Genomic DNA, 22,400 nt, shown 5'->3' with positions numbered 1-22,400 from the left:
GTCAGCGACGGATCCGGGCGGGGCTGCGCCGGCGGAGCGTCAGCCCGGCCAGGCCCAGCAGGCCACCCAGCACCAGCAGGACGAGCGGAGCCCGGTCCTGTGCCGGGGTCGACGACGCCGCGCCCAGCCCGGCATCGATGCTCGTCGGGACCTGCGCCGCCGGCGCCAGGCCGGACGGCGCCTGGTTCGCGGGCGCCTGGATCGACGGCGCCTGGCCGCTCGGGGCGTTCCCGGCCTTCGGCGGGCTCACCGCCCCGTCGGTGATCGAGGAGTCGTCCGGCGTGGTCGGCTGCTCGGGGGTCACCGGCTCCTCGGGCGTCTCGGGCGTCACCGGCTCCTCGGGGGTCACCGGCTCCTCGGGGGTCACCGGCTCCTCGGGGGTCACCGGCTCCTCAGGGGTCACCGGCTCCTCGGGGGTCACCGGCTCCTCGCAGCCCTCGACCCAGAACACCTTGGTCTTGGTGTCGTTGCCCTGCGATCGGGGGGTGCTGACGGTGAGCTTCACGTGGTAGCCCTGCTGCGGGTGCGGCGCACCGTCGAAGCTGAGCGTGTACTCCTGGCGACCGTCCAGGTCGTTGCCCGCGCCGGAGGCGTCGTCCTCGCCGACGAAGACCGTGCTCGGACCGCTGACGGCGAGGCCGACGTCGGCCGTGGGCGCCTGCATCGCGAAGGACACCGTCGAGACGACGTCCTCCCCCTTGTCGAAGCCGTACCACTCCAGCAGGAAGTCACAGCCCACGTGCGGGTGGTTCTGTGGGATGTCGTCGACGTCGCCCGAGCCGACGACCTTGACGGTGCCGTTGTTGCCCGGAGGCGAGCCGTTGCCGTTGCCGGGTGTGGCCGTGGCCGGCGAGAGTGCTGCGGTGGCGAGGAGCGCGGCGGTCGCACCGGCGACCAGCCCACGTCCGAAGAGAGCATGACGCATCGAGGGATTCCCCCATTACCTGCCGGAAAGGTCCGGCATCCCCCCGAGAGTCCGGTCGGATCTCGACCTGGACACTTCCCCAACTGCTGATCCGACAAATAGTTACGTCGGACTATTGACACTAGCCCACCCACCAAGCCCCCGGACCACCCCCAGGGGTGGTCTGAGTGTGACTCAGACGCCGGGCATCCGGCCGATCGAGCGGCGCTGCCTGCGCTCGAGTGCGGCCAGGTGCTCCGCCTGGCGCGGGCTCACCGTGTCGCACACCCAGTCCCAGTGCAGAGCGACCAGGTCGCCCACCTCCGGAGCGGGGATCAGGCTCAGCCCTCCGACCGACCAGCGGGCCTCCTCAGTGACCGGTCCGGTGACCGTCAGCTCCGGGGGGTCCCACCGCAGACGGTCACTGGAGACGGTGACCGCCTCCCCGGCGGCGGCCACCACCTCCCCCACCCTGATCCGGCACCGGTCCAGCACGTGGAGCGCCGGGGCCACCGGGCGGCCCGCCCGGAGCAGCTCCGCCCACGGATACACCTCGAACACCTGGAAGCTGTGGTGGGCACGGGCCCGGTCGCCCGCCTGGCGCCAGGTGCCGCCGGGCTGACCGGCGAACCGCTCACGGAGCCGCTCCACGAGGAGGTTCGGGGCAAGCCCGTCGAGCAGGGGGCTCCCGAGCCAGTAGGCCTCGACCACCGCAGCCGAGAGCGGGTCGCCCGACCCGTGTGCCTCCGCGAGCAGCTCCAGGTAGGACCAGGCGCCGTCGAACTGCCGGGCACGGCGCTCGATGTCGGCCACGGCCGCCGGCCGGAGCATCGCCTCGGCACCCTCGGGACCGCAGTAGCCCAGGGCGTTGGGCGGGTAGGCGTAGCGGGCGAACAGCACCGCCCCCTCGGCGCTCATGCTCAGCAGATCCGGGGCAGCTGCTCGCCGATCGGCAGGTCGACCACGCGGGTGCCGCCCAGGCCGGTGCGGGCCACCACCATCCTCGGATGCTCGGCCACGCAACGGCCGATCCTGGCAGCCCCCGATCCCAGCGGATGACGCCGCATCGCCTCGAGCACCTGCTCCGCCCCGTCCGCGGGCACCACCGCGAGCAGCTTGCCCTCGTTCGCGACCTGGAGCGGATCCAGCCCCAGCAGTCCGCAGGCGTCCTTGACCTCGGGCGGGATCGGCAGGTCCCGCTCGACGAGCTCGATGCCCACACCGGAGGCCCTCGCGATCTCGTTCAGCGTTGCCGAGACCCCGCCACGGGTGGGGTCTCGCAGGACCCGCACGTCCACGCCGGTGCCGAGCAGGTCGGCCACCAGTCCGTGCAGCGCAGCCGTGTCGCTCTCGATCCTCGTGCCGAACTCCAGGCCCTCCCGGCAGCTCATCACCGCGATCCCGTGCACGCCGATGTCACCGCTGACCAGCACGACGTCGCCCACCTCGGCCCGCGTCGGTCCGATCTCCACGCCGGCCGGCACGATGCCGATGCCGGCGGTGTTGACGTAGACGCCGTCCCCGCTGCCGCTGTCGACGACCTTGGTGTCTCCGGTGACCAGCTGCACTCCGGCCGACTCGGCCGCCTTGCCGACCGCGGTGGCCACCCGGCCGATGTCGGCCAGCGCGGTCCCCTCGGAGAGGATGTACGCCGTCGACAGGTAGAGCGGTGTGGCCCCGGACATCGCGAGGTCGTTGACCGTCCCGTTCACGGCCAGGTCCCCGATGGAGCCGCCGGGGAAGAACATCGGCCTGACGACGAACGAGTCGGTCGAGAAGGCCAGCCTCGCCCCCTCCCGCAGCCCCGGCACGGCGAGCACGGCCGAGTCGCCCAGGTCCGCCCTGGCAGCACCCCCGTAGGCGGGCAGGAACAGCTGCTCGATGAGCTCCCCCGACATCGCGCCACCGCCCCCGTGGCCCATGACGATCGTCGGGGTGTCCCTCAGCGGGGCCGGACAGACCCAGCCGTCGAAGTCCGGATGCTCGCCCATCGACTCCTCCTCAGCTCTCGACCAGCTCGAGTCGGCGATAGGTGAAGTACGCCGCGCAGGCGCCCTCCGAGGACACCATCGTCGCCCCGAGCGGATTGCGCGGAGTGCACTCCTTGCCGAACGCGGCACACTCGTGGGGCTTGATCAGCCCCTGGAGCACCTCGCCCGAGCGGCACAGCGCCGACTCGTCGGTGTGGATGTCGGTGACCGAGAACCGCTCCTCCGCGTCGAACCGTGCATAGCGCTCCGAGAGCCGCCACCCGCTCTCCGGGATCATCCCGATGCCCCGCCAGGTCCGGTCGGTCACCTCGAACACGTCGCGCAGCATCGCCATCGCCGCGGGGTTGCCCTCCGCGACCACCGCGCGGGGGTAGGCGTTCTCGAGCTCGTGCCGCCCCTCCTCCAGCTGGATGACGGTCCGGCGGATGCCCTCGAGGATGTCCAGCGGCTCGAAGCCGGTCACCACGATGGGCACGCCGTACCTCTCCGCGAGCGGCGGGTACTCCGCCGTGCCCATCACGCTGCAGACGTGGCCGGCGGCGAGGAACGCCTGCACCCGACAGGTCGGCGACTCCATGATCGCGGCGACGGCCGGCGGCACCAGCACGTGCGAGACCAGCAGGGAGAAGTTCTCGATGCCCAGCCGCTTGGCCTGGTAGACCGTCATCGCGTTCGCCGGGGCCGTGGTCTCGAAGCCGATCCCGAAGAAGACCACCTGCTTGTCGGGGTTCTCCCTCGCCAGCGTCAGCGCGTCCAGCGGCGAGTACACGACCCGGACGTCCCCGCCGGCGCTCTTGATCGAGAACAGGTCCTTGCCGGAGCCGGGCACCCGGAGCATGTCGCCGAAGGAGCAGAAGATCACCCCGGGCTGCTCGGCGATCGCCAGTGCCTTGTCGATGATCTCCAGCGGGGTGACGCAGACCGGGCACCCGGGCCCGTGGATCATCTCCACTCCTTCGGGCAGGAGCTGGTCGATGCCGTGCCGGATGATCGAGTGCGTCTGCCCGCCGCACACCTCCATCATCGCCCACGGCTGCGTGGTCACGGCGTGGATCTGGTCCACCAGCTTGCCGGCCAGGTCCGGGTCGCTGAACTCGTCGAGGTACCTCATCCTTCCGCTCCTGCCTGCCGGGCGGCGATCTCGAAACCGTCGCCGAACTCCTCCTCGAGGATCCCGAGCCTGTCGAAGTTGGCCAGCGTCTCCTGGGCGGACTGCTCGTCGAGGCGCTGGATGGCGAAGCCGACGTGCACGATGACGTACTCGTCCACCTTCACGTCGGGGATGTACTCGAGGCAGACCTCCTTGCGGAGGCCGCCGAAGTCGACGTCGGCCATCGTGGTGCCGTCCCTCTCGGTGACGGACACGACGCGGCCCGGAACTGCCAGGCACATGGGCCTCTCCTTCTTCTCACTGTCGGGGTCGGACTCGGGAGCCGACCAGGATCTGTCCGAGGGCCAGCCCGCCGTCGTGCGGCGGCAGGAGCCGGGGGCGCAGGACCGTGAACCCGCGCCCCGCCAGCAGGCGCTCTGCGGACTCCAGCAGCACGGCGTTCTGGAACACGCCGCCGGCCAGCGCGACGGTGCGGAGGCCGCTCCGCGTGCGCTCGTGCACGGCCAGCCGCACCACCAGGTCGGCGACAGCCGCGTGGAACCGGGCGGCGATCAGGTCGGGGGCCGTGCCGGCACGGACGTCGGCGACCACCGCCCGCACCACCGGCGCGGGATCCGCCACGAGCGGCTCGTCGCCGGTCACCTCGAACGAGTACGCCGTCGGGACCGGGTCGGGGGCACCCGCAGCCCCCGCGGCCAGCACCTCGAGCTCGATGGCGGCCTCGGCCTCGTAGTCCACGGTGTGCCGGACCCCGACCAGGGACGAGACCGCGTCGAAGAGCCGGCCCATGCTGGAGGTGGGCACGGCCCCGAACCCGGTCTCGAGCTGGTGTCGCAGCACTCCGCGCTCGGTGACCGGGCAGACGCCCACCGCGGGCAGGTCGTCGTCCCAGGCGACCCCGGCGGCCCAGAGGTGTGCCAGCGCCATCCGGTAGGGCCGGCGCACGCTGGCATCGCCGCCGGCCAGGGGCACGTAGCGCAGGTGCGCCGCTCGCCGGTACGACCCGTAGCCGGCCACGAGCACCTCCCCGCCCCAGACCGCCCCGTCGTCGCCGTAGCCGGTGCCGTCGAACGCCACCCCGATGACCTCCTCGCCGCCGGCCAGCCCGTGCTCGCCCATGACCGAGGCGACGTGGGCATGGTGGTGCTGGACGGTCCGCAGGGGTCGGTCCCCGGCCCGCTCGCGGGCCCACCGGTGCGCCCGGTAGCCCGGGTGGGCGTCGGTGACGACCAGGCCGGGGTCGACCCCCGTCAGCTCCTCGAGATGGGCCACCGACGACGCGAGCGCGTCCTGGGTGGCCAGGTCGTCGAGGTCGCCGACGTGCTGGCTCAGCCACGCGTAGCGACCCGACGCCACCGCGCACGTGTTCTTCAGGTCGCCACCGGTGGCGAGCACCGGCGACACGTCGAACGGCAGGGCCACGGGCAGCGGCGCGTGCCCACGGGAGCGCCGGAGCGGGAGCTCGGCGCCGGCGACGAACCTCGCCACCGAGTCGTCGCAGGGCACCTCGATCCGCCGGTCGTGCCTCAGCCATCCGTCGGCGAGCGAGGCGAGCCGGTCGAGTGCGTCCTGGTCGTCGGTGACGATCGGCTCCCCGGACCGGTTGCCCGAGGTCATCACCAGCGACCGCGGGCCCGGCTCCTCGAGCAGGAGCACGTGCAGGGGCGTGTAGGGAAGCATCAGCCCGAGGAGCGGGTGTCCGGGGGCCACCGCCGCGGCGACGGCGGCACCCTCCCGGCGCGGGAGCAGCACGATCGGCCGGCGGCCACCGGTGAGGAGTCGCCGCTCCGGGCCGGTGGCCCGCACCAGCCGCTCCGCCGCGGCGAGGTCGCGGGTCATCACCGCGAACGGCTTGTCGCCCCGCCGCTTGCGGCGGCGCAGCTCGGCGACGGCCGCCCCGTTGCCGGCGTCACAGGCCAGGTGGTAGCCCCCGAGTCCCTTCACGGCGACGATGCACCCGGCCGCGAGCAGGTCGCGAGCGCCTCGGAGCGCCCCTTCCCCGGATCGGAGATCCCCGCCCACCACCAGCTCCAGCGTCGGTCCGCAGTCATGGCAGGCGATCGGCTGGGCGTGGAAGCGGCGGTCCGTCGGGTCGTCGTACTCCGCGCGGCAGGCGGCGCACATGGCGAAGTCGGCCATCGTGGTGCCGGCCCGGTCGTAGGGCAGCCGGGTGATGATCGTGAACCTCGGCCCGCAGTTGGTGCAGGTGATGAACGGGTGCCGGTGCCGGCGGTCCCCGGGGTCGGCGAGCTCGGCCAGGCAGTCCGAGCAGGTCGCCACGTCTGGTGAGGCGAGGGTGCGACCCTCTCCGTCCGTCGTCGCCTCGATCGTGAAGCCGGTGCCGCCTCGCGCGGGCACCTCGCCGTGCTCGACGGCCTCGACCACGGCCAGCGGCGGTGCCTCGGCGACCAGCCGTCGACGGAACTCCGTGACCGCCACCGTGTCACCCTCCACCTCGGCCAGCACTCCTGCGGGGGTGTTCGCCACCCGCCCGGTCAGACCGAGGGCGCTGGCGGTGACGTACACGAACGGCCGGAAGCCGACCCCCTGCACGAGCCCGGACACCGTCACCCGGACCCGGACCCGGGTCGGAGCCACGACCACCACCCCGGTCACGGGCCGGCCCCCACCTGGTCGTCGCTCGGCCCGCGCCCCATCATCTCCAGGCCGCTCATCGCGGCGTCCGCCGCGGCCCGGTCGATCCGCTCGAGGGCGAAGCCCATGTGGATCAGCACCCACTCGCCCGGCTCGACGCCGATGTCCTCCAGCATGCCGAGGTTGATCGGGCGCTGCGCGCCGAGCACGTCCACCAGGGCGAGCATGCCCGCGTTGCCGTCGAGCACCCGCACCACCCGGCCGGGGATCCCCAGGCACATGTCAGCCCCTCCCCCCGGACGTCCGAGCCGGTGCCGCATCGGCCAGGACCCGCTCGCGGAGCAGCGTCAGCACGGTGTCCATCGCCACCGGCACGGCCTCGGTCACCGGCTCGGAGAGACCGATGCCGTCGTCGAGGTCGGCCGGCCGGCAGCCGACGACGTACGTCGCAGGGAGTCGCCCGCCGAGCTCCCCCAACGAGGCGAGCACGGCCACCGGGGCCATCCCGTGCGGATCGAGGCCGCCCCGGCCGAGGTCGTCCTCGCGCACCCGGAGCACCGCGACCTCGCCGGGTGCGCCTGGCCCGGGCGTCGCGTCGACGATCACGAGCGCGTCGTAGCCGTCGAGCAGGTCGTAGGCCAGGTGCATCCCGCGGATGCCGTAGTCGACGGCGCGCACGTCCCCGGGCAGTCCGCGCAGGCCTCCGCCCGCGACCAGCCGCCGCACGACCTCGGGACCGAACCCGTCGTCGCTGCGGAACAGGTTGCCGATGCCGGCGACCAGGACCCGGGGCCTCACATCTGACGCATCCGCAGGTAGCGCTTGATGTCGGGCGCGGAACGGATCCCGACCGCGACCGCGCCGACCGCGACGGCGGCCGCGATGATCGTCGTCAGCATGCCGATCGTTCTCATGGGTGGCTCTCCTCTCGTGCCTCACGTGCCTGGTCCAGGGGTTCGATCTCGTCCGGTGCGAAGTAGAGGTAGCGGCCGTACCACTCGTGCAGGTCGGCCGCCGGGTCGTCGGCGAGGACCAGCGCCACGTGGGTGCCGCCGTCGACGTCGGAGAGCACGGCGGTCACCCGGGCGACCCGGTCGGCGAAGAAGAGGTCCTGGGCGTCCGCGCGGCGGGACGGGTGCACCCGCACCAGGCTGCCCTTGGCCACCCGCACGCCGTCGACGACGACGCTGTCGACCTCCGGCCGGACGCTCTCGTCGGCGGCGGGGTCCCACCAGGGCACCTCCCCGGTGTCGAAGAGCCGCGGCTCGGGGCTGCGGAGCGCTCCGTGCAGCTGCTGCAGGGCGTCGTCGGACATCGCGTCGCAGCGGTCGACGATCTCGGCCGCCCTCGGGTCCGTCGCCCGCGCCTCCGCCTTCTCCTCGTCGGTCATCGTCATCACCCGCAACGTCAGGATCTCGTCGATCTCGGTGGAGTCGAACAGCGCGCCGGCACTCTCCTCGGCGATCTCCGGGTGGTCGTAGAGGATGATCGGGGAGCCGAGCACGACGTCGGTCGACCCGGGCAGCCCGGCCAGCACCGGGAAGCAGCGGTGCTGCCGGCACCTGGCGGCCGCGGCGGCCGCGGCGGCAGGCGGCTCGAGCAGCGAGACGAAGCCGGCCCCGCCCGCGGCGCTCACGAGCATGTGGGCGCTGATCAGGGCCAGCCGCAGGGCGTCCTCCTTGCCGGCGGCGGTCTCCGGGTGGTCGTTGGCCACGGCGACGCTCAGCCGGGCGTAGCCGTCGTCGGGCTCGGCCCGGATCTCCACCTGGGCGACCAGGGGGCTGCGTCGGCGCACGATCCTGCCGACCCGGGCGCCTCCGGCGTCGCGCACCACCTCGACCTCCTCCCCGCCGGGGACCTCGACCCGGGTCCGCACCGGCGCCGCGTCGGCCCCGGCCAGGGCCGGACCCGGGTCGTACGCCGGCAGCACGACCTCGCACTCGTGCGCCTCCTGCCAGCTGAGCAGGGTGACCCCGTCGACGACCAGCTCGCCGACCGGGACGTGCCCCCCGTCCACGCGACGCTCCACGGTGCGGGTCTGGTGCTGGAGGAACCGGAGCCGGGACTCGACGCTCGGTGAGTCGGCCCCGGTCGCCTCCAGCAGGCACTGCATCTCCAGGCGCGGGTCCTCGGCGAAGCTCGCGGGCTCGGCCCGGGGCGGACCGAGCACCCCGAACTGCCAGCGGGACTGGTTCTTCGACGAGCTCGCGCGGTAGGGGTAGAGCAGGTAGCCCTCGTAGAGCACCGCGTCCGCGATGCCCCGCACCCGGTCGAGGGAGCCGGTCGCCGCGGTCCCGCCGGTCATGCCGGTCATGCCGGGGCCTCGTCCCGGGCGGCGAGCAGGCTCCGCACGGTCTCCTCCCACGAGGTCAGGCCGTGTCGGGTGCGGTAGTCGGCGAGCGCGTCGATCGACTCGTGGTCCAGCCGCAGCCAGCCGGTGCCCGGGAAGTAGGAGGCGATCATCTCCTGCCACACCGAGACCGGCAGCCGGTAGCCGGCCTCGCAGTCCCACGGCACCTGCTCGACGCCGAACCCCGCCCTGCCCTTCGTGAACACCGTCCCGGAGAACAGCAGTGCCAGGGGCACCGTGCCGTCCCCGAGCGCCTGCAGGTAGCGGGAGCCCGTCACCTCGAAGTCGTAGGTGCAGGGAAGCGCGAGGTCGACCTCGGTGACGCCGGTGAAGCCCTGGACCATGGCGCTGCACTGCATCCAGAGGAAGGGCCGGAGGGTCTCCGCCCAGCGGTCCCGCTCCCCGAACAGGGAGCGCAGACCGGTCTCGTCCCGCTCCTCGTAGCCACGCCGCTGCGGCTCGATGCGCACCTGGCAGCGCAGGGCGATGGCATGGACCTGCTGCCCGGTCGCCTCGTGGATCCGCAGCCGCGCGGTCAGCTGCGGCGCCGCGGCGTACGGCTCCGCGAAGATCTCCACGACCTCGAACGTCCAGGCGCTCATCGCGGCTCCACGGGGGCGGGCAGGCTGCGTGCCCGGACGGCCGCGAAGAAGTCGGCGATGGCGGCCCTGGCCTCCTGGCCGCCGTCGAACCCGCGCCACAGCGACCGCAGCCGACCGACCAGCTCGTAGCAGGTGTCGATCGGCACCACGTGGCAGGCGTAGCCGTCCTGATCACGGTCCGGGCCGCGGACGAGCAGGGCCTCCACGTCGGGACGGAGCACGCCGAGCTCCGGGGTGCCGGCGAGGATCCGCTCCCAGGCGTCGAGCGGGAGCTCGGACTCCGTGGCGCCGGCCGGGCCGGGGTAGAAGGCGACCATCCGGTCCTGCACGGAGTGGTGGAACAGGAAGGCCAGACCGACCGGGATCTGCAGCTGGTCCCACTCCCCCGCACCGAAGCCGGACTCGGGGAAGGAGAGATACCGGTCGGGCACCGCCCGGTAGCGCATCTCCGCGTGCTCGGCGGTGAAAAGCAGGTAGCAGCCGCGGCAGGCGCACATGATGGTCCGGCTCTCCACGTTCACCACGTGCTGGTGCTGGTCGGTGATCGGCTCCGCGCACATCTCGCAGCGCTCGCCGACCACCGGATCCGGTCGGGTGCCGGTGATCCGCCGGAGTGCCGACAACGGGGCCCGGCCGGTGCCGGTCATCGGCTGCTCATGCCGACACCGGCGCGGCCACCGCGACCGAGATGACGCCGTCCCGGGTGAGCAGGGGGACCGGGGTCAGCGGATCGCCGCCCTCCTCGTCGAGGCTCACGCCGGCCCGGCGGACGTCGTAGTGCGCCCGGCAGGCGGGGCACCGCAGCACCGCCTCGCCGACAGCGGCGCCCAGCCGGCGCGCGAGCGCGGCGCCGCGCAGCGACGCCTCGCACCGCGGGCAGCCGTCCTGATAGGCGAACAGGTCGGTGCCGATCCGGCACCCGAGGACGGGCAACCCGGCGACCTCGACCAGCCGCACCTCGCCCGGGGCGAGGTCCGCGAGACCGGACGCCGCCTCCCAGGACGGCGCCGCCCCCTCGTCGGTCGTCAGGTCGAGGCGGCTGCGGAGTGCGTCGACCGGGATCAGCCCCTGTCCCCCGGTCGACGCCGCCTCCTCCACCTCGATGCCGGTGACCTCGGGGGCGGCTGCCTCGATGGCACCCTCGACGGCGAGCTTCAGGGTGACCGACGACGAGGGACAGCCGTCACAGCTGCCGAGCAGGCGGAGCCGGACGGTGCCCTCCTCGGTGATGCCGAGCAGCTCCACGTCGCCACCGTGGGAGCCGAGATAGGGACGCACGCTCTCGAGCGCCTGCTCGACGCGCAGCCCGACGTCGTAGGGGTGCAGCCCGTGCACGAGCAGCAGGCTGGCGACCAGGTCGTCGGCCGCCAGCGCCGCCAGGACGTCGTCGTCGAGGCGTCCGGCGTCGTGGAGGATCTCGAGGATGTGCTCGATGCCCGCGCCGTAGAGGTCAGCGGTGAGCCGGACCAGCTCCTCGGCCCGCTGTCGGGCGAGGACCCCGCCGGAGCCGCTGGCCTCCAGGAGGACGTCGATCCGGTCACCGGTGGCCCGCAGCCGGTCGGCCTGCGCGGGGTCCTCCATCGTCGCCTAGCCGCTGACCGACTGCGTGGGCGAGTGGATCAGCTCGAGCTTCTGTCCCTCGCCGAGATACATGTGGACGCCGCACGGCAGGCACGGGTCGAAGCTGCGCACCGTGCGCATGATGTCGATGCCCTTGAAGTGCTCGCGATCGTTCTCCTCGAAGATCGGCTGACCCTGGACGGCGTCCTCGTAGGGGCCGGGTGTGCCGTAGCTGTCGCGGGGGTTGGCGTTCCACGGGGTGGGCGGGTAGGGGTGGTAGTTCGCGATCTTCCCGTCCCGGATCACCATGTGGTGCGACAGGACGCCGCGCACCGCCTCGGTGAAGCCGCAGCCGATGCCCTCCTGGGGCACCTCGAACTTCTCCCAGGTCTTCGTCCGGCCGGCGCGGATCTCCGCCAGCGCCTTCTCGGCGAAGTGCAGCGCACACGCGGCGGCGTACGCCTGGAAGTAGGTCCGGGCCCGGTTCCGCTCGATGGTGTTGCTCCACCGCGGCACCTTCCACTCCAGCTCGACCGGTCCCTTGAGCGCGGTCTTGGGGAGGTTGATCCGCACCGACGAGCCGGTCGACTGCACGTAGCCGATGTCCACCAGGCCGGCCAGCGCGGTGGACCACAGCCGGGCCAGCGGGCCGCCGCCGGTGTCGAGCGCGAGGTAGTCCTGGCCGTCGAACCAGCGGGGACTCATCACCCAGCTGTACTTGTCGTCGAGGTCGCGCTTCTGCGGCTTGGGGTTGGTGTGCTGGTTCCAGGGGTGCCGGCGGTCGACCGGGTTGCCCAGCGGGTCGTTCCGGACGAAGACCTCCTGGTCCTCCCAGTCGTCGTAGTACGAGGAGCCGAGCAGGATCCGGATGCCGAGGTTGATCTCGACGAGGTCGGTCGTGACCAGCTCGCCGTCGACGACCACGCCCGGAGTGACGTACATCCTGCGGCCCCACTCGGTCATGTCCTTGTAGTCGAAGTTGCAGTGCTCGGGATCCTGGAAGGAGCCCCAGCAGGCCAGCAGGATCCGGCGGTTGCCGACCTCCTCGTAGCCGGGCAGGGCCTGGTAGAAGAAGTCGAAGAGGTCGTCGTGCATCGGCACGACCTTCTTCATGAACTCGACGTATCGCATCAGCCGGGTGATGTAGTCGGTCATGAGCTGGACCGTGGCGACGGTGCCGACACCGCCCGGGTAGAGCGTGGAGGGGTGCACGTGCCGACCCTCCATCAGGCAGAACATCTCGCGGGTCCAGCGGCTGACCTGCAGCGCCTCGCGGTAGAACTCGCCGGTGAACGGGTTCAGGGAGCGCATGATGTCGCCGATGGTGCGGTAGCCGTGCGCGTCGGCGTGCGGCGCCTCGGTGTCGTTGGCGAGCTCGAGCACGCCCGGATTGGTCTCGGCGACCATCTTCTCGCAGTAGTCCACCCCCACCAGGTTCTCCTGGAAGATGTTGTGGTCGAACATGTACTCCGCGGCCTCGCCGAGGTTCACGATCCACTCACCCAGGTGCGGCGGCTTGACGCCGTACGCCATGTTCTGGGCGTAGCAGGAGCAGGTCGCGTGGTTGTCACCGCAGATGCCGCAGATCCGGCTGGTGATGAAGTGCGCGTCGCGCGGGTCCTTGCCCTTCATGAAGATCGAGTAGCCACGGAAGATCGAGCTGGTGCTCTTGCACTCGGCCACGACCTTCTGCGTGAAGTCGATCTTGGTGTAGATGCCGAGGCTGCCGACGATCCGGGTGATCGGGTCCCACGCCATCTCCACGAGGCCGTCGGCCCCTTCCTTGGTGCTGCTGGGTGTCGGGATCGTCGACGTCATGCGTCGCCTCTTCCTGTCGGTCATCGCGAGGGTGGACGGGTTACCAGGTGCGGGTGGCGCCGGTGGTCAGCTGCCTTCCCCGCTTGCGCCACTTCGGCTCCTTGTCGAGCGTGTCGGTGGTGAGCTTCCGCAGCCGGCTCATCGTGCTGCCGTACAGGCCCACCGCGGTCGTGGACAGCTTGCCGCCGGGTGGCTCGTCCATGAACGGCATGAACTTGTCGGGGAAGCCCGGCATCGTGCACCCGATGCAGATCCCGCCGACGTTCGGACAACCGCCCACGCCGTTGATCCAGCCGCGCTTGGGCACGTTGCACTTCACGGTGGGGCCCCAGCAGCCGAGCTTGACGATGCACTTGGGCGAGCCGTACTCGTCGGCGAAGTCGCCCTGCTCGTAGTACCCGGCGCGGTCGCAGCCCTCATGGACCGTCTGGCCGAACAGCCACGTGGGCCGGAGCGCGTCGTCGAGGGGGATCATCGGCGCCTGGCCGGTGGCCATGTAGAGCAGGTAGGTGAGCGTCTCGGACATGTTGTCGGGCTGCGCCGGACAGCCGGGCACACAGACGATGGGGATGTCGGCCTTCGACTTCCAGTCCCAGCCGAGATAGTCCGGCACCCCCATCGCGCCGGTGGGGTTGCCCTCCATCGCATGGATGCCGCCGTAGGTGGCGCAGGTGCCGACGGCGACCACCGCGGTCGCCTTGGGGGCCAGCCGGTCGAGCCACTCGCTGGTCGTCATGGGCTGCCCGGTGGCCGGGTCGTTGCCGAAGCCGCACCAGTAGCCCTCGTCGTGCAGCTGCTCGTTGGGGATCGACCCCTCGACCACCAGCACGAACGGCTCGAGCTCGCCGCGGTCGGCCTTGAAGAACCACTCGAGGAAGTCGTCGGCACCGCCGGTCGGCCCGCACTCGAAGTCGATGAGCGGCCAGTGGACGGCGATCTGCGGCAGGCCCGGCAGGGCGCCCAGTGCGATCTCCTCGATGCTCGGCTGCGTGGCCGCGGTCAGTGAGACGGAGTCCCCGTCACAACTGAGCCCGGCGTTGATCCACAGGACGTGGATCAGGGTTTCCTCTGCTGCGACGGCTTCCGCAGTGGGCATGGAGACACCCCGTATTCCGGGCCGGGGCCTCGGGCCGGGGCCCGTCCTGTTGCCGGGGCCGGACTGGATGCGGCCCTCTTGCGCAACTCCTCACCCCATTTAGTCCTCGGCCCCCGGGTGTGTCAAGGGTCACACCGGACTACTGGGGCAGCAGTGCCGCTATCCACTGCTGCCAGCCGGCGAACCCGTCGCCGGTTCGGGCGGAGAGCTCCAGGAGCTCCACATCGGGGTTGATCCTGCGCGCGTCGGCCCGTAGCCGCGCGGTGTCGAAGTCGACGTACGGCAGCAGGTCGGTCTTGTTGATGACCACGAGATCGGCTGCCGCGAACATGTGCGGGTACTTCAGCGGCTTGTCGTCGCCCTCGGTGACCGAGATGACCACGACCCTGCGCAGCTCGCCGAGGTCGAAGAGGGCCGGGCAGACCAGGTTGCCGACGTTCTCGACGAAGAGCACGCTGCCCGGCTCGGGCGCCAGGTCGGTGAGCGCACGCTGCACCATCGCGGCGTCGAGGTGGCAGCCGGCACCGGTGTTGACCTGGATCGCGCGGGCGCCGGCGGCACGGATCCGCTCGGCGTCGAAGAGCGTCTCCTGGTCGCCCTCGATCACCCCGACCGGCCGGTCGGAGGCGGCGATCGTGCGCTCCAGGAGCGTGGTCTTGCCGGACCCCGGCGAGCTCATGAGGTTCAACGCGACGACGTCCCGCGCGGCCAGCCAGGCCCGGTTCCGGGCGGCCAGCTCGTCGTTGCGGGCGAGGACCGCGACCTCGAGCTCGAGGGTGTGGGTGCGGAGCGGATGGTCGTGGTCGTGGTCGTGTTCCTGTTCGTGGCCGTGGCCGTGGCCGTGGCCGTGGTGTTGGTCACCGGGCGCGGTCACCCGCACCTCGCCCTCGCCACAGCCGCACGTCGCGCACACCTAGGCCACCTCCACCGAGGTCACGCGGAGGTCGTGGCCGGACAGGACGGTCACGTCCGCGCTGCCGCACTCGCACAGCAGGATCGCGTCGGCCAGCTCGAACTCCCGCTCGCAGGCGCGGCACCTGGCCCGCCCGGCCGGGTGCTCGATCTCGAGCGCGGCACCCTCGAGTGCGGTGCCGCTGGTGGCCAGCTCGAAGCAGAACCGCAGCGCATCCGGCACCACCCCGGACAGTCGGCCGACGCGGAGTCGGACGACGCACACGTGCTGCTCGCCGGTGCGTTCGAGCACCGAGGACACCACGCTCTCCGCGATCGCCAGTTCATGCATGAGTGCACCCCGCCCGTGTGCGGTTCACGGTAGGACCGCCACAGGGCATCTGCAAGGATCCGGCACATGGACGCCGACGTCGACGTTCTCGGCGAGGGCTACACCGCCGAGACGCTGCACCTCCCGGACGACGACGAAGGGCCGGTGGTCGCCACGCTGGTCGCCCGCCCGGCCGGCGAGCCGACCACCCGGGCGGTGCTGCACCTGCACGGCTACGCCGACTACTTCTTCCACACCGGGTACGCCGAGTGGTGGAACGAGCGCGGGTACGACTTCTACGCGCTCGACCTGCGCAAGTACGGCCGCTCGCTCCTGCCGCACCAGACGCCGAACTACGTGGCCGACCTGAGGGAGTACTACCCCGAGCTGGACCAGGCATGGGCCCGGATCTCCCGACGCGACGACCACCCGCACGTCGTCCTGACCGCGCACTCGACCGGCGGGCTGACCGTCCCCCTGTGGGTGGACTCGCGACCGGAGGTGCGGCCGGCGGGACTGATCCTCAACTCGCCGTGGTTCGACATGCAGGGCGCCTGGTGGATGCGCACGGTCGGCACCGCGATCCTGAACCAGATGGGGGTACGCCGGCCGCGCCGGCAGATCCCGCGCCGGGTCACCGGGCTCTACGGGCGCAGCCTGCACCGCGACCACGAGGGCGAGTTCGACTTCGACCTGCTGTGGAAGCCGGTGGAGTCGTGGCCGGTGCACGCCGGGTGGCTGCGCGCGATCCGGCTCGGCCACGCCCGCCTGCACCGTGGGCTCGAGGTCGGCTGCCCGGCGCTGGTGCTCTCGTCCTCGCGCTCGGCACAGCCCCTGGAGATGGGCGAGGAGGTGCACCGGGCCGACCTGGTGCTGGACGTGGAGCAGATCCGGCGCTGGGCCCCCTCGGTCGGTCGGCACGTCACCAGCATCGCGGTGGAGGACGGTCGGCACGACCTGGTCCTGTCGCTGCCGGAGGTGAGGGAGCGGGTCTATGCGGAGATGGCCCGCTGGCTGACGGCGTACGTCGAGGATCGCTAGGCTCCTCGGCATGTCTGACTACCCGACCTATCCCGTGGGCCCCGAGCAGACCGGACCGGCCTCGACCGAGCCGGGTCGGCTGCTCGAGCGGTTCCTCGCCCGCCTGGTCGACTCGCTGCTGCTCGCCGTCGTGGGCGGCCTGGTCATCGGCCTGGTCGTGGTCGGCGCGCTGCTGGACGAGAGCGCCACCGGCTTCTACGGCGGCTCCTCGCCGACGGCCGCGGCCGTGTCCTCGGTGCTGAGCACGGCGCTCTACCTGGGCTACTACGCGGTGATGGAGTCACGGCAGGGGCGGACCTTCGGCAAGATGCTGCTCAGTCTCCGGGTGGTGGGCCCCACCGGCGAGCACCCGACGCTCGAGCAGTCCCTGCGTCGCAACGTCTGGCAGGCCTTCGGCCTGGTCGGGATCATCCCGTTGATCGGCGGGGTCATCGCGGCCCTGCTCCAGTTCGGGGCGGTCCTGCTGATCGCCTTCGGCATCAGGACCGACACGGTCGCCCGCCGCGGGTGGCACGACCAGTTCGGCGAGACCAGGGTGCTCAGGGTCCGGTGACCGGGTGCGGCATCGGGGACTTCCTCGAGCTGGTCGACCAGCTCCCGGAGGTCGGTCGCACCGACCATGACCGCTACTGGCGGATCTCGGTCGGGCCGCGGACGTTCGGCTACCTCTGGGAGCCGACCCGCACCGTCGGCCTCAAGCAGACCCTGGCCGAGCAGCTCGCGCTCGTCGCCGAGCGTCCGGAGACCTTCGAGGTCCAGTTCACCGCCGGTGGCTTCGGCTGGGTGGTGGTCCGGCTGGCCGGGGTGGAGCGCGACGAGCTGGCCGAGCTCGCCTTCGAGGCCTGGCGGCTGACCGCGCCCGCCGCGCTGGTCGAGCGCCGCGGCGACCTGCTGCCCCGCTGAGGGTCGAACGGGTCAGGGCGAGTCGAGGGGACCGGACGCGTCCGCCCCGGTGCGCGGCGGCAGGTGCCGCAGGGTGAGCCGCACGAGGGCGACCCTGGCGGCCACGGCGGCCCGGCGACGGATCCGGCCACCGTCCTCGTCGAGACCCTCCTCGACGGCCGAGCGGATCTGGTCGTCGGTGAAGGCCGGGCTCTGCCCCGCCGCGACCTCGACGTCGGGCAGGGCGACCAGGACGGGCAGGACCTGGCTGCCCACGGCCTCGAGCACCTGGTAGCGCTTGAAGCGGTCCATGTCGCGCCACACCTGCTCGATGTCCGCCCGGCCCTTGCGCACGTCCCGGCGCTGGGTCCCGAGGACCTCCTTGACGGCAGCGGTGAGGGCCGTGGTCATCTCGTACTCGCTGAAGCGCATCAGTGCCGCACCGCCTCGAGCGCGGCCGCGCGCAGATCGGCCGGTGGGACCCGCAGGAGCCACAGCGCCCGGGCCCAGGTGCCGTGCTCGGACTCGTCGGCGGCGGCGGCCACCACGTGGGCGCCGCGCAGCCGGTGCGGGCGCTCCGCCTTGGCCAGGGCGGCCGCGGTCCGGAAGGTCCGCTGCGCCTGCGGCGTCGACCGGTACGGCCCGGTGCCGGGCGCCAGGTCGGCCTCCGGCAGCTCGAACGGCTGCGCGCCGACCGAGAGCAGGGCGTGCTCCTGGGCGGTGCTGAGAGCCACCCGCAGGGCGTCCTCGTCGACGCCGACGGCGATGAGGGCCTCGACCGCGGTCCGGTCCGGCAGGGCCAACGCGGCCAGCACCAGGTGCTCCGGACCGGGGAGGTCGTCGCCCATCGCCCGCGCCTCGTCCTCGGCCTGGGTGAGCAGCCGCTTGACCGTCCTCAGCTCCTCCCTCGTGCGCAGGAACATGATCCCTCCTCGTGCTTCCTACCCGCTCGGTCGTCCGCGCAGGTCCCGGGCGAACTTCTTGTGCGCCGCCTGGGCCGAGATCCCCAGCGCCTGGCCGACCTGCGCCCAGGTCCAGCCCTGGCCCAGGGCCTGACCGACCGCGCGACGCTCCAGCAGGGTGGCCTGACGGCGCAGGGCCAGGACGGCGGCCAGTGCCGTCTCCGGGTCCTCCGACGCCAGGTCCTGGTCCATGCCGTCAACCATGGTTGATCGATGTCGATCTGTCAACCCAGGTTGACGACCCCGGGGCGTGGAGCGCGGTCAGCCGAGGACCAGCACCACTAGCGCCACGACCCCCACGACCACGATCAGCGCCCGCAGCGCGGTGGGCGGGAGCCGGCGACCGTACCGCGCTCCCAGCTGACCCCCGACCACCGAGCCCACGGCCAGCAGGCCGACGATCGACCAGTCCACGTCGGCCACGAGCGCGAAGATCACCCCCGACACCGCGTTCACCACCGCGGCCAGCACGTTCTTGACCCCGTTCAGCCGCTGCAGCGACTCCTGGACCCCGATGCCCAGGACGGCCATCAGCAGCACCCCCTGCGCGGCGCCGAAGTAGCCGCCGTACACGCCGGTGAGCAGGACCAGCGGCCACACCCACCAGGCGCCGTGCGCCGACATCCCGCCGACCGCCTCGTGCCGGCGGGCCACCCAGGCGGAGAGCCTCGGCTGCGCCACCACCAGGACCACGCCGAGCAGGATCAGCACGGGCACGATCGCCTCGAACGCCGCGGCGGGCAGCACCAGCAGCAGGACCGCCCCGACCGCTCCCCCGAGCAGCGAGGCGAGCGCGAGCCGGACCACCCGGGCCCGCTGGCCGGCCAGCTCGCGGCGGTAGCCGACGGCGCCGGAGACCGAGCCGGGCACCAGCCCGATCGAGTTGGAGACGTTCGCGGTCACCGGCGGCACCCCGAACGCGAGCAGGGTCGGGAACGTGATCAGCGTTCCCGACCCCACCACGGTGTTGATGGTGCCGGCCGCGAGCCCCGCGAGCAGGACCGCGGCGACCTCGAGCCCGGTCACTGGGCGGGCGGCTCCTGCGCCGGCGGCTCGGCCCGGTCCGCCTTGGCTGCCTTGTCCGGCGAGGTCGTCGAGGACTTGCGGGCCTCGGCGATCGCCTCCTCGACGGCGGCGTGGGTGGCCTTGAGGCCGGCGTCGCGCTCGGCCTCGGTCGGCACGTCGGTGGGTCCCATGTCGACCCGCACCCGCGGTCCGTCCACCTCCTGGGGGATCCCCTTGAGGTCGTTCATCGTCGAGCCGAGGCCCTCGAGCGCCCGGCCGATCTCCGACGGCACGATCCACACCTTGTTGGCGTCACCCTCGGCGATCTTCGGCATCATCTGGAGGTACTGGTAGGCCAGCAGCGACTGGTCCGGCTGGCCGTCGTGGATGGCCTGGAACACCGTCTGGATGGCCTGGCCCTCACCCTGCGCACGCAGGATCGCCGCCTCCCGGTCCGCCTGGGCGCGCAGGATCTGCGACTCCCGGTCGCCCTCGGCGTTCAGGATCGCGGACTGCTTGGAGCCCTCGGCGGTGAGGATCGCGGACTGGCGCTCACCCTCGGCGGTGAGGATCGCGGCCCGCTTGTCCCGGTCGGCCCGCATCTGCTTCTCCATCGAGTCCTTGATCGACGGCGGCGGGTCGATGCCCTTGAGCTCGACCCGGTTGACCCTGATCCCCCACTTGCCGGTGGCCTCGTCGAGGACACCGCGGAGCCGGTTGTTGATCTCGTCGCGGCTGGTCAGCGTCTCCTCGAGGTCCATGCCGCCGACGATGTTGCGCAGCGTGGTCATGGTGAGCTGCTCGACGGCCTGGATGTAGTTCGCGATCTCGTACGTCGCGGCGACCGGGTCGGTGACCTGGAAGTAGATGACGGTGTCGATCGAGACGACCAGATTGTCCTCGGTGATCACCGGCTGCGGCGGGAAGGAGACGACCTGCTCGCGCAGGTCGATGAGGTAGCGGACCTTGTCGATGAACGGCACCAGGATGTTGAGCCCGGCGGGCAGGCTCTCCTTGTACTTGCCGAACCTCTCCACGATCCCGGCCCGGGCCTGCGGGATGATCCGGACCGTCTTGGCCAGGATCACCACCACTGCCAGGACCAGCAGGACCAGCAGGACGAGTACTGCGGGCATGTGCACTGCCTCTCTTCGTTGTCTTCTGCGTTGACGTGCGTCAGGGATCCAGGCGCGGGACCGGGTGCACGATGGCGGTGGCGCCGCGGATCTGCAGGACATCGACGGTCTCGCCCGGCTCGATCACCACCGTGTCGTCGTAGGGCTGGGCGGTCCACACCTCGCCGGACAGCTTGATCCGACCCGGCTCCTGCTGGGTGATCCGCTCGGTGACCAGCCCCTGCTTGCCCACGAGCTTGTCGTGGCCGACCTGGAGCTCGGGACCGTGGTGCATCCGCCGCACCACCGAGGGCCGGACGACGGCGAGCGCGCCCACGGCCGCCGCCGACGCGAGGATCACCTGCAGCACCACCGGGGCGCCGAGCAGCGCCGCGACCATGCCGACGGCCGCACCCGCGGCCAGCATCAGCAGCACGAAGTCGAGGCTGAACATCTCCGCGACGCCGAGTCCGATGCTGAGGGCGAGCCAGGTCTCCCAGGCGTGCTCGCGCAGCCACTCCACCGGATCCATACCCAGAACCCTAGCCCCCCGGTGGTCCTCCGCGTGGTCAGTTGCTGTGTCGCCCGACGCGCCGTCTGGCGGTCCACCGGCCCCGGTCGTGGCTCACCTGGAGCGACATGCCGAACGTCTCGCCCAGGGCCGACTCGGTGACGACCTCCTCGAGCGGTCCGGCGGCCACCACGGCTCCCTCCCGCAGCAGCAGGGCGTGGGTGAAACCCGGCGGGATCTCCTCCACGTGGTGCGAGACCAGCACGGTCGCCGGCGAGTCGGGGTCGGCGGCCAGCACGGTCAGCGTGGCCACCAGGTCCTCCCGGCCGCCGAGGTCCAGGCCGGCCGCGGGCTCGTCGAGCAGCAGCAGCTCGGGGTCGGTCATGAGTGCCCGGGCGATCTGGACCCGCTTCCGCTCGCCCTCGCTCAACGTCCCGAAGGTCCGGTCGGCGAGCCGGCCGACGCCGATCTCGCTCAGCAGTGCCTCGGCCCGCCCGTGGTCGAGCTCGTCGTAGGCCTCGCGCCAGCGCCCGACCACGCCGTACGACGCGGAGACGACGACGTCGCGGACCCGCTCGTCGCGGGGGATCCGCTCCGCCACCGCCGCGCTGGTGAGCCCGATCCGGGGGCGCAGGTCGAAGACGTCGACCGCGCCGAGCACCTCGTCGAGCAGTCCGGCGATCCCCTCGGTCGGGTGGATCTGGGCCGAGGCGACCTGCAGGAGCGTGGTCTTGCCGGCCCCGTTCGGACCCAGCACCACCCACCGCTCGTCCTCCTCGACCGTCCAGTCGACCGAGTCCAGCAGGGTCGCCCCGCCGCGCCTGACGGTGACGTCGGCGAACTCGAGCACAGCGACCATGCGGGCACCCTACCGAGGCCCGTAGGCTGCCCCTCCATGGCGTCCCCCCTCCCCCTGGACTCCGGCCGGATGGCCTGGTGGCTCTCGGCGTGGCTGGCCGGCGAGGTTCCCCCCGACGACCTGCTCTCCGGTGTCGTGGGCGAGGACGCCGCCCACGACGTGGCCGGGCTCGACGGTGCCGGACTGACCCCGCTGGTGCTCGCGCTGGGCGGGCTGCGCTCCCGCGGCGCCCGGTCCGCCGGCCTGGCCCTCCCGGTCGCCGGAGACCCGGTCGGGCTGGGCGGTCCACCGGCGTTCAACGCCGCCGCCCTCGAGGCCGGGGAGGCGGTCGTCCTGGCCGGCGCGGACCTCGGGCTGGTCCCGACCCGGGCCGGGGCCGGGGTGGTCTGGCAGCTGATGCCGGCCGCGCGGCGGCCCCTGGCCGACCTGGGCGAGGCCGATCGCGGGCTGCGCTCCGCCCTCCCGACGACGGCGACCGCGCTGGCCGGCCTCGACGTCGCCCGCTGGCGACCCGAGGTGGCCGACGAGCTGATGAACCTGCGGCACCGGAGCGGCGTGGCCGCCCCACCGGGTACGCCGCCCCTGGCCGTCGAGCTGGCCGACCGGGCGATCCAGGCACTGGCGATCGTGGAGCTCGCCCTGGAGGACGACGGCGGCGCGGTGACCTCCCACGAGATCGCGGCCAGGGAGGCGGCGCTGCGTCCCCTGGCTGGCGCCGGACGCCGCGCGCTGGTCGCGGCCTGCTCGCCCGAGGTGTGGCCGCCGGCCTGAGCCGT

The 22,400-nt window shown here is 72.4% G+C and carries 28 protein-coding genes; 4 read left to right on the top strand and 24 right to left on the bottom strand.

The window, feature by feature from the left end:
• Nucleotide 1: 1 nt before the first annotated feature.
• The 17 genes from IE331_RS16490 to IE331_RS07360 all read right to left on the bottom strand — a co-directional run bounded on the left by IE331_RS16490 (nt 2) and on the right by IE331_RS07360 (nt 15,270).
• Nucleotides 2–925 carry a hypothetical protein gene (locus IE331_RS16490; RefSeq protein ID WP_225579668.1) on the bottom strand — a complete coding sequence of 308 codons (924 nt, stop codon included), beginning with the start codon at nt 923–925 and terminating at the stop codon, nt 2–4.
• A gap of 174 nt (nt 926–1,099) precedes the next feature.
• Complete coding sequence (locus IE331_RS07430; RefSeq protein ID WP_192142152.1) at nt 1,100–1,822, bottom strand: DUF6390 family protein; 723 nt, start codon at nt 1,820–1,822, stop codon at nt 1,100–1,102.
• A gap of 2 nt (nt 1,823–1,824) precedes the next feature.
• On the bottom strand, nt 1,825–2,895 hold the full coding sequence (gene hypE / locus IE331_RS07425) for a hydrogenase expression/formation protein HypE (RefSeq protein WP_192142150.1): 1,071 nt from the start codon (nt 2,893–2,895) through the stop codon (nt 1,825–1,827).
• 10 nt (nt 2,896–2,905) lie between these two features.
• On the bottom strand, nt 2,906–4,006 hold the full coding sequence (hypD, locus tag IE331_RS07420; protein ID WP_192142148.1) for a hydrogenase formation protein HypD: 1,101 nt from the start codon (nt 4,004–4,006) through the stop codon (nt 2,906–2,908).
• A complete protein-coding gene (locus IE331_RS07415) occupies nt 4,003–4,287 on the bottom strand; it encodes a HypC/HybG/HupF family hydrogenase formation chaperone (RefSeq protein ID WP_192142146.1) in 285 nt (94 codons plus the stop codon). The genes hypD and IE331_RS07415 overlap by 4 nt, the downstream gene beginning before the upstream one ends.
• 16 nt (nt 4,288–4,303) lie before the next feature.
• On the bottom strand, nt 4,304–6,622 hold the full coding sequence (gene hypF, locus IE331_RS07410; protein ID WP_192142144.1) for a carbamoyltransferase HypF: 2,319 nt from the start codon (nt 6,620–6,622) through the stop codon (nt 4,304–4,306).
• Nucleotides 6,619–6,882, bottom strand: coding sequence for a HypC/HybG/HupF family hydrogenase formation chaperone (locus tag IE331_RS07405; RefSeq protein ID WP_192142142.1), 264 nt, complete (start codon nt 6,880–6,882; stop codon nt 6,619–6,621). The genes hypF and IE331_RS07405 overlap by 4 nt, the downstream gene beginning before the upstream one ends.
• 1 nt (nt 6,883) lies before the next feature.
• Nucleotides 6,884–7,399, bottom strand: coding sequence for a hydrogenase maturation protease (locus IE331_RS07400; RefSeq protein ID WP_192142140.1), 516 nt, complete (start codon nt 7,397–7,399; stop codon nt 6,884–6,886).
• Entirely contained in the window at nt 7,396–7,515 is a 120-nt protein-coding gene (locus tag IE331_RS17085) for a DUF6893 family small protein (protein ID WP_404821741.1), read from the bottom strand. Before IE331_RS17085 ends, IE331_RS07400 begins: the two co-directional genes overlap by 4 nt.
• Entirely contained in the window at nt 7,512–8,915 is a 1,404-nt protein-coding gene (locus IE331_RS07395) for a hypothetical protein (protein WP_201931370.1), read from the bottom strand. The genes IE331_RS17085 and IE331_RS07395 overlap by 4 nt, the downstream gene beginning before the upstream one ends.
• Complete coding sequence (locus IE331_RS07390) at nt 8,912–9,553, bottom strand: DUF6084 family protein (protein ID WP_192142138.1); 642 nt, start codon at nt 9,551–9,553, stop codon at nt 8,912–8,914. Before IE331_RS07390 ends, IE331_RS07395 begins: the two co-directional genes overlap by 4 nt.
• The gene (locus tag IE331_RS07385) at nt 9,550–10,200 is read right to left on the bottom strand and encodes a DUF5947 family protein (protein WP_192142136.1); all 651 of its coding nucleotides are present in this window, start codon (nt 10,198–10,200) and stop codon (nt 9,550–9,552) included. Before IE331_RS07385 ends, IE331_RS07390 begins: the two co-directional genes overlap by 4 nt.
• 7 nt (nt 10,201–10,207) lie before the next feature.
• Nucleotides 10,208–11,134 (bottom strand): NifU family protein, encoded by a 927-nt coding sequence (locus tag IE331_RS07380; RefSeq protein WP_192142134.1) that lies wholly within the window; start codon nt 11,132–11,134, stop codon nt 10,208–10,210.
• A gap of 6 nt (nt 11,135–11,140) precedes the next feature.
• Entirely contained in the window at nt 11,141–12,931 is a 1,791-nt protein-coding gene (locus IE331_RS07375; protein WP_192142131.1) for a nickel-dependent hydrogenase large subunit, read from the bottom strand.
• Nucleotides 12,932–12,971: 40 nt separating this feature from the next.
• Nucleotides 12,972–14,027, bottom strand: a complete 1,056-nt coding sequence (locus IE331_RS07370) for an NADH-quinone oxidoreductase subunit B family protein (protein ID WP_192142129.1) — start codon at nt 14,025–14,027, stop codon at nt 12,972–12,974.
• Nucleotides 14,028–14,166: 139 nt separating this feature from the next.
• Entirely contained in the window at nt 14,167–14,940 is a 774-nt protein-coding gene (gene hypB / locus IE331_RS07365) for a hydrogenase nickel incorporation protein HypB (protein ID WP_192142127.1), read from the bottom strand.
• A complete protein-coding gene (locus IE331_RS07360; protein ID WP_192142125.1) occupies nt 14,941–15,270 on the bottom strand; it encodes a hydrogenase maturation nickel metallochaperone HypA/HybF in 330 nt (109 codons plus the stop codon). It abuts the gene before it with no gap.
• 66 nt (nt 15,271–15,336) lie between these two features.
• On the opposite strand from IE331_RS07360, the gene IE331_RS07355 reads away from it, so the two are divergent.
• The 3 genes from IE331_RS07355 to IE331_RS07345 are packed head-to-tail and all read left to right on the top strand — an operon-like array spanning nt 15,337 to nt 17,193.
• Nucleotides 15,337–16,290, top strand: a complete 954-nt coding sequence (locus tag IE331_RS07355; RefSeq protein WP_192142123.1) for an alpha/beta hydrolase — start codon at nt 15,337–15,339, stop codon at nt 16,288–16,290.
• A 10-nt stretch (nt 16,291–16,300) separates the two neighbouring features.
• The gene (locus IE331_RS07350) at nt 16,301–16,843 is read left to right on the top strand and encodes an RDD family protein (RefSeq protein ID WP_192142121.1); all 543 of its coding nucleotides are present in this window, start codon (nt 16,301–16,303) and stop codon (nt 16,841–16,843) included.
• The gene (locus IE331_RS07345; protein ID WP_201931368.1) at nt 16,840–17,193 is read left to right on the top strand and encodes an MmcQ/YjbR family DNA-binding protein; all 354 of its coding nucleotides are present in this window, start codon (nt 16,840–16,842) and stop codon (nt 17,191–17,193) included. Before IE331_RS07350 ends, IE331_RS07345 begins: the two co-directional genes overlap by 4 nt.
• A 12-nt stretch (nt 17,194–17,205) precedes the next feature.
• On the opposite strand, the gene IE331_RS07340 is transcribed toward IE331_RS07345, so the two are convergent.
• From IE331_RS07340 to IE331_RS07310, 7 genes are all read right to left on the bottom strand, one after another.
• A complete protein-coding gene (locus tag IE331_RS07340; RefSeq protein WP_192142120.1) occupies nt 17,206–17,604 on the bottom strand; it encodes a hypothetical protein in 399 nt (132 codons plus the stop codon).
• Entirely contained in the window at nt 17,604–18,095 is a 492-nt protein-coding gene (locus IE331_RS07335; protein ID WP_192142119.1) for a Clp protease N-terminal domain-containing protein, read from the bottom strand. Before IE331_RS07335 ends, IE331_RS07340 begins: the two co-directional genes overlap by 1 nt.
• An 18-nt stretch (nt 18,096–18,113) precedes the next feature.
• Entirely contained in the window at nt 18,114–18,326 is a 213-nt protein-coding gene (locus IE331_RS07330; protein ID WP_192142117.1) for a helix-turn-helix domain-containing protein, read from the bottom strand.
• 69 nt (nt 18,327–18,395) lie between these two features.
• Nucleotides 18,396–19,160 (bottom strand): sulfite exporter TauE/SafE family protein, encoded by a 765-nt coding sequence (locus IE331_RS07325; RefSeq protein ID WP_192142115.1) that lies wholly within the window; start codon nt 19,158–19,160, stop codon nt 18,396–18,398.
• The gene (locus tag IE331_RS07320; protein ID WP_192142113.1) at nt 19,157–20,275 is read right to left on the bottom strand and encodes an SPFH domain-containing protein; all 1,119 of its coding nucleotides are present in this window, start codon (nt 20,273–20,275) and stop codon (nt 19,157–19,159) included. The genes IE331_RS07325 and IE331_RS07320 overlap by 4 nt, the downstream gene beginning before the upstream one ends.
• 40 nt (nt 20,276–20,315) lie before the next feature.
• Entirely contained in the window at nt 20,316–20,786 is a 471-nt protein-coding gene (locus IE331_RS07315) for an NfeD family protein (RefSeq protein ID WP_201931366.1), read from the bottom strand.
• Nucleotides 20,787–20,823: 37 nt separating this feature from the next.
• Nucleotides 20,824–21,624: an ABC transporter ATP-binding protein gene (locus tag IE331_RS07310; RefSeq protein ID WP_192142111.1), complete on the bottom strand. Its 801-nt coding sequence runs from the start codon at nt 21,622–21,624 to the stop codon at nt 20,824–20,826.
• 36 nt (nt 21,625–21,660) lie between these two features.
• Here IE331_RS07310 and IE331_RS07305 point away from each other — a divergent pair, with 36 nt between their 5' ends.
• A complete protein-coding gene (locus tag IE331_RS07305; protein ID WP_192142109.1) occupies nt 21,661–22,395 on the top strand; it encodes a hypothetical protein in 735 nt (244 codons plus the stop codon).
• Nucleotides 22,396–22,400 lie beyond the last annotated feature (5 nt).

It is taken from the genome of Nocardioides donggukensis (genome assembly GCF_014842875.1).
Classification (GTDB): Bacteria; Actinomycetota; Actinomycetes; order Propionibacteriales; family Nocardioidaceae; genus Nocardioides; species Nocardioides donggukensis.
This window is presented reverse-complemented; position numbering and strand designations above follow the sequence as displayed.

What these genes read in the sequence shown, in the direction of transcription:
- IE331_RS16490 (WP_225579668.1), bottom strand. Translation starts at nt 925, where the DNA reads ATGCGTCATGCTCTCTTCGGACGTGGGCTGGTCGCCGGTGCGACCGCC.
- IE331_RS07430 (WP_192142152.1), bottom strand. Translation starts at nt 1,822, where the DNA reads ATGAGCGCCGAGGGGGCGGTGCTGTTCGCCCGCTACGCCTACCCGCCC.
- hypE (WP_192142150.1), bottom strand. Translation starts at nt 2,895, where the DNA reads ATGGGCGAGCATCCGGACTTCGACGGCTGGGTCTGTCCGGCCCCGCTG.
- hypD (WP_192142148.1), bottom strand. Translation starts at nt 4,006, where the DNA reads ATGAGGTACCTCGACGAGTTCAGCGACCCGGACCTGGCCGGCAAGCTG.
- IE331_RS07415 (WP_192142146.1), bottom strand. Translation starts at nt 4,287, where the DNA reads ATGTGCCTGGCAGTTCCGGGCCGCGTCGTGTCCGTCACCGAGAGGGAC.
- IE331_RS07405 (WP_192142142.1), bottom strand. Translation starts at nt 6,882, where the DNA reads ATGTGCCTGGGGATCCCCGGCCGGGTGGTGCGGGTGCTCGACGGCAAC.
- IE331_RS17085 (WP_404821741.1), bottom strand. Translation starts at nt 7,515, where the DNA reads ATGAGAACGATCGGCATGCTGACGACGATCATCGCGGCCGCCGTCGCG.
- IE331_RS07395 (WP_201931370.1), bottom strand. Translation starts at nt 8,915, where the DNA reads ATGACCGGCATGACCGGCGGGACCGCGGCGACCGGCTCCCTCGACCGG.
- IE331_RS07390 (WP_192142138.1), bottom strand. Translation starts at nt 9,553, where the DNA reads ATGAGCGCCTGGACGTTCGAGGTCGTGGAGATCTTCGCGGAGCCGTAC.
- IE331_RS07385 (WP_192142136.1), bottom strand. Translation starts at nt 10,200, where the DNA reads ATGACCGGCACCGGCCGGGCCCCGTTGTCGGCACTCCGGCGGATCACC.
- IE331_RS07380 (WP_192142134.1), bottom strand. Translation starts at nt 11,134, where the DNA reads ATGGAGGACCCCGCGCAGGCCGACCGGCTGCGGGCCACCGGTGACCGG.
- IE331_RS07375 (WP_192142131.1), bottom strand. Translation starts at nt 12,931, where the DNA reads ATGACGTCGACGATCCCGACACCCAGCAGCACCAAGGAAGGGGCCGAC.
- IE331_RS07370 (WP_192142129.1), bottom strand. Translation starts at nt 14,027, where the DNA reads ATGCCCACTGCGGAAGCCGTCGCAGCAGAGGAAACCCTGATCCACGTC.
- IE331_RS07360 (WP_192142125.1), bottom strand. Translation starts at nt 15,270, where the DNA reads ATGCATGAACTGGCGATCGCGGAGAGCGTGGTGTCCTCGGTGCTCGAA.
- IE331_RS07355 (WP_192142123.1), top strand. Translation starts at nt 15,337, where the DNA reads ATGGACGCCGACGTCGACGTTCTCGGCGAGGGCTACACCGCCGAGACG.
- IE331_RS07350 (WP_192142121.1), top strand. Translation starts at nt 16,301, where the DNA reads ATGTCTGACTACCCGACCTATCCCGTGGGCCCCGAGCAGACCGGACCG.
- IE331_RS07340 (WP_192142120.1), bottom strand. Translation starts at nt 17,604, where the DNA reads ATGCGCTTCAGCGAGTACGAGATGACCACGGCCCTCACCGCTGCCGTC.
- IE331_RS07335 (WP_192142119.1), bottom strand. Translation starts at nt 18,095, where the DNA reads ATGTTCCTGCGCACGAGGGAGGAGCTGAGGACGGTCAAGCGGCTGCTC.
- IE331_RS07330 (WP_192142117.1), bottom strand. Translation starts at nt 18,326, where the DNA reads ATGGACCAGGACCTGGCGTCGGAGGACCCGGAGACGGCACTGGCCGCC.
- IE331_RS07320 (WP_192142113.1), bottom strand. Translation starts at nt 20,275, where the DNA reads ATGCCCGCAGTACTCGTCCTGCTGGTCCTGCTGGTCCTGGCAGTGGTG.
- IE331_RS07315 (WP_201931366.1), bottom strand. Translation starts at nt 20,786, where the DNA reads ATGGATCCGGTGGAGTGGCTGCGCGAGCACGCCTGGGAGACCTGGCTC.
- IE331_RS07310 (WP_192142111.1), bottom strand. Translation starts at nt 21,624, where the DNA reads ATGGTCGCTGTGCTCGAGTTCGCCGACGTCACCGTCAGGCGCGGCGGG.
- IE331_RS07305 (WP_192142109.1), top strand. Translation starts at nt 21,661, where the DNA reads ATGGCGTCCCCCCTCCCCCTGGACTCCGGCCGGATGGCCTGGTGGCTC.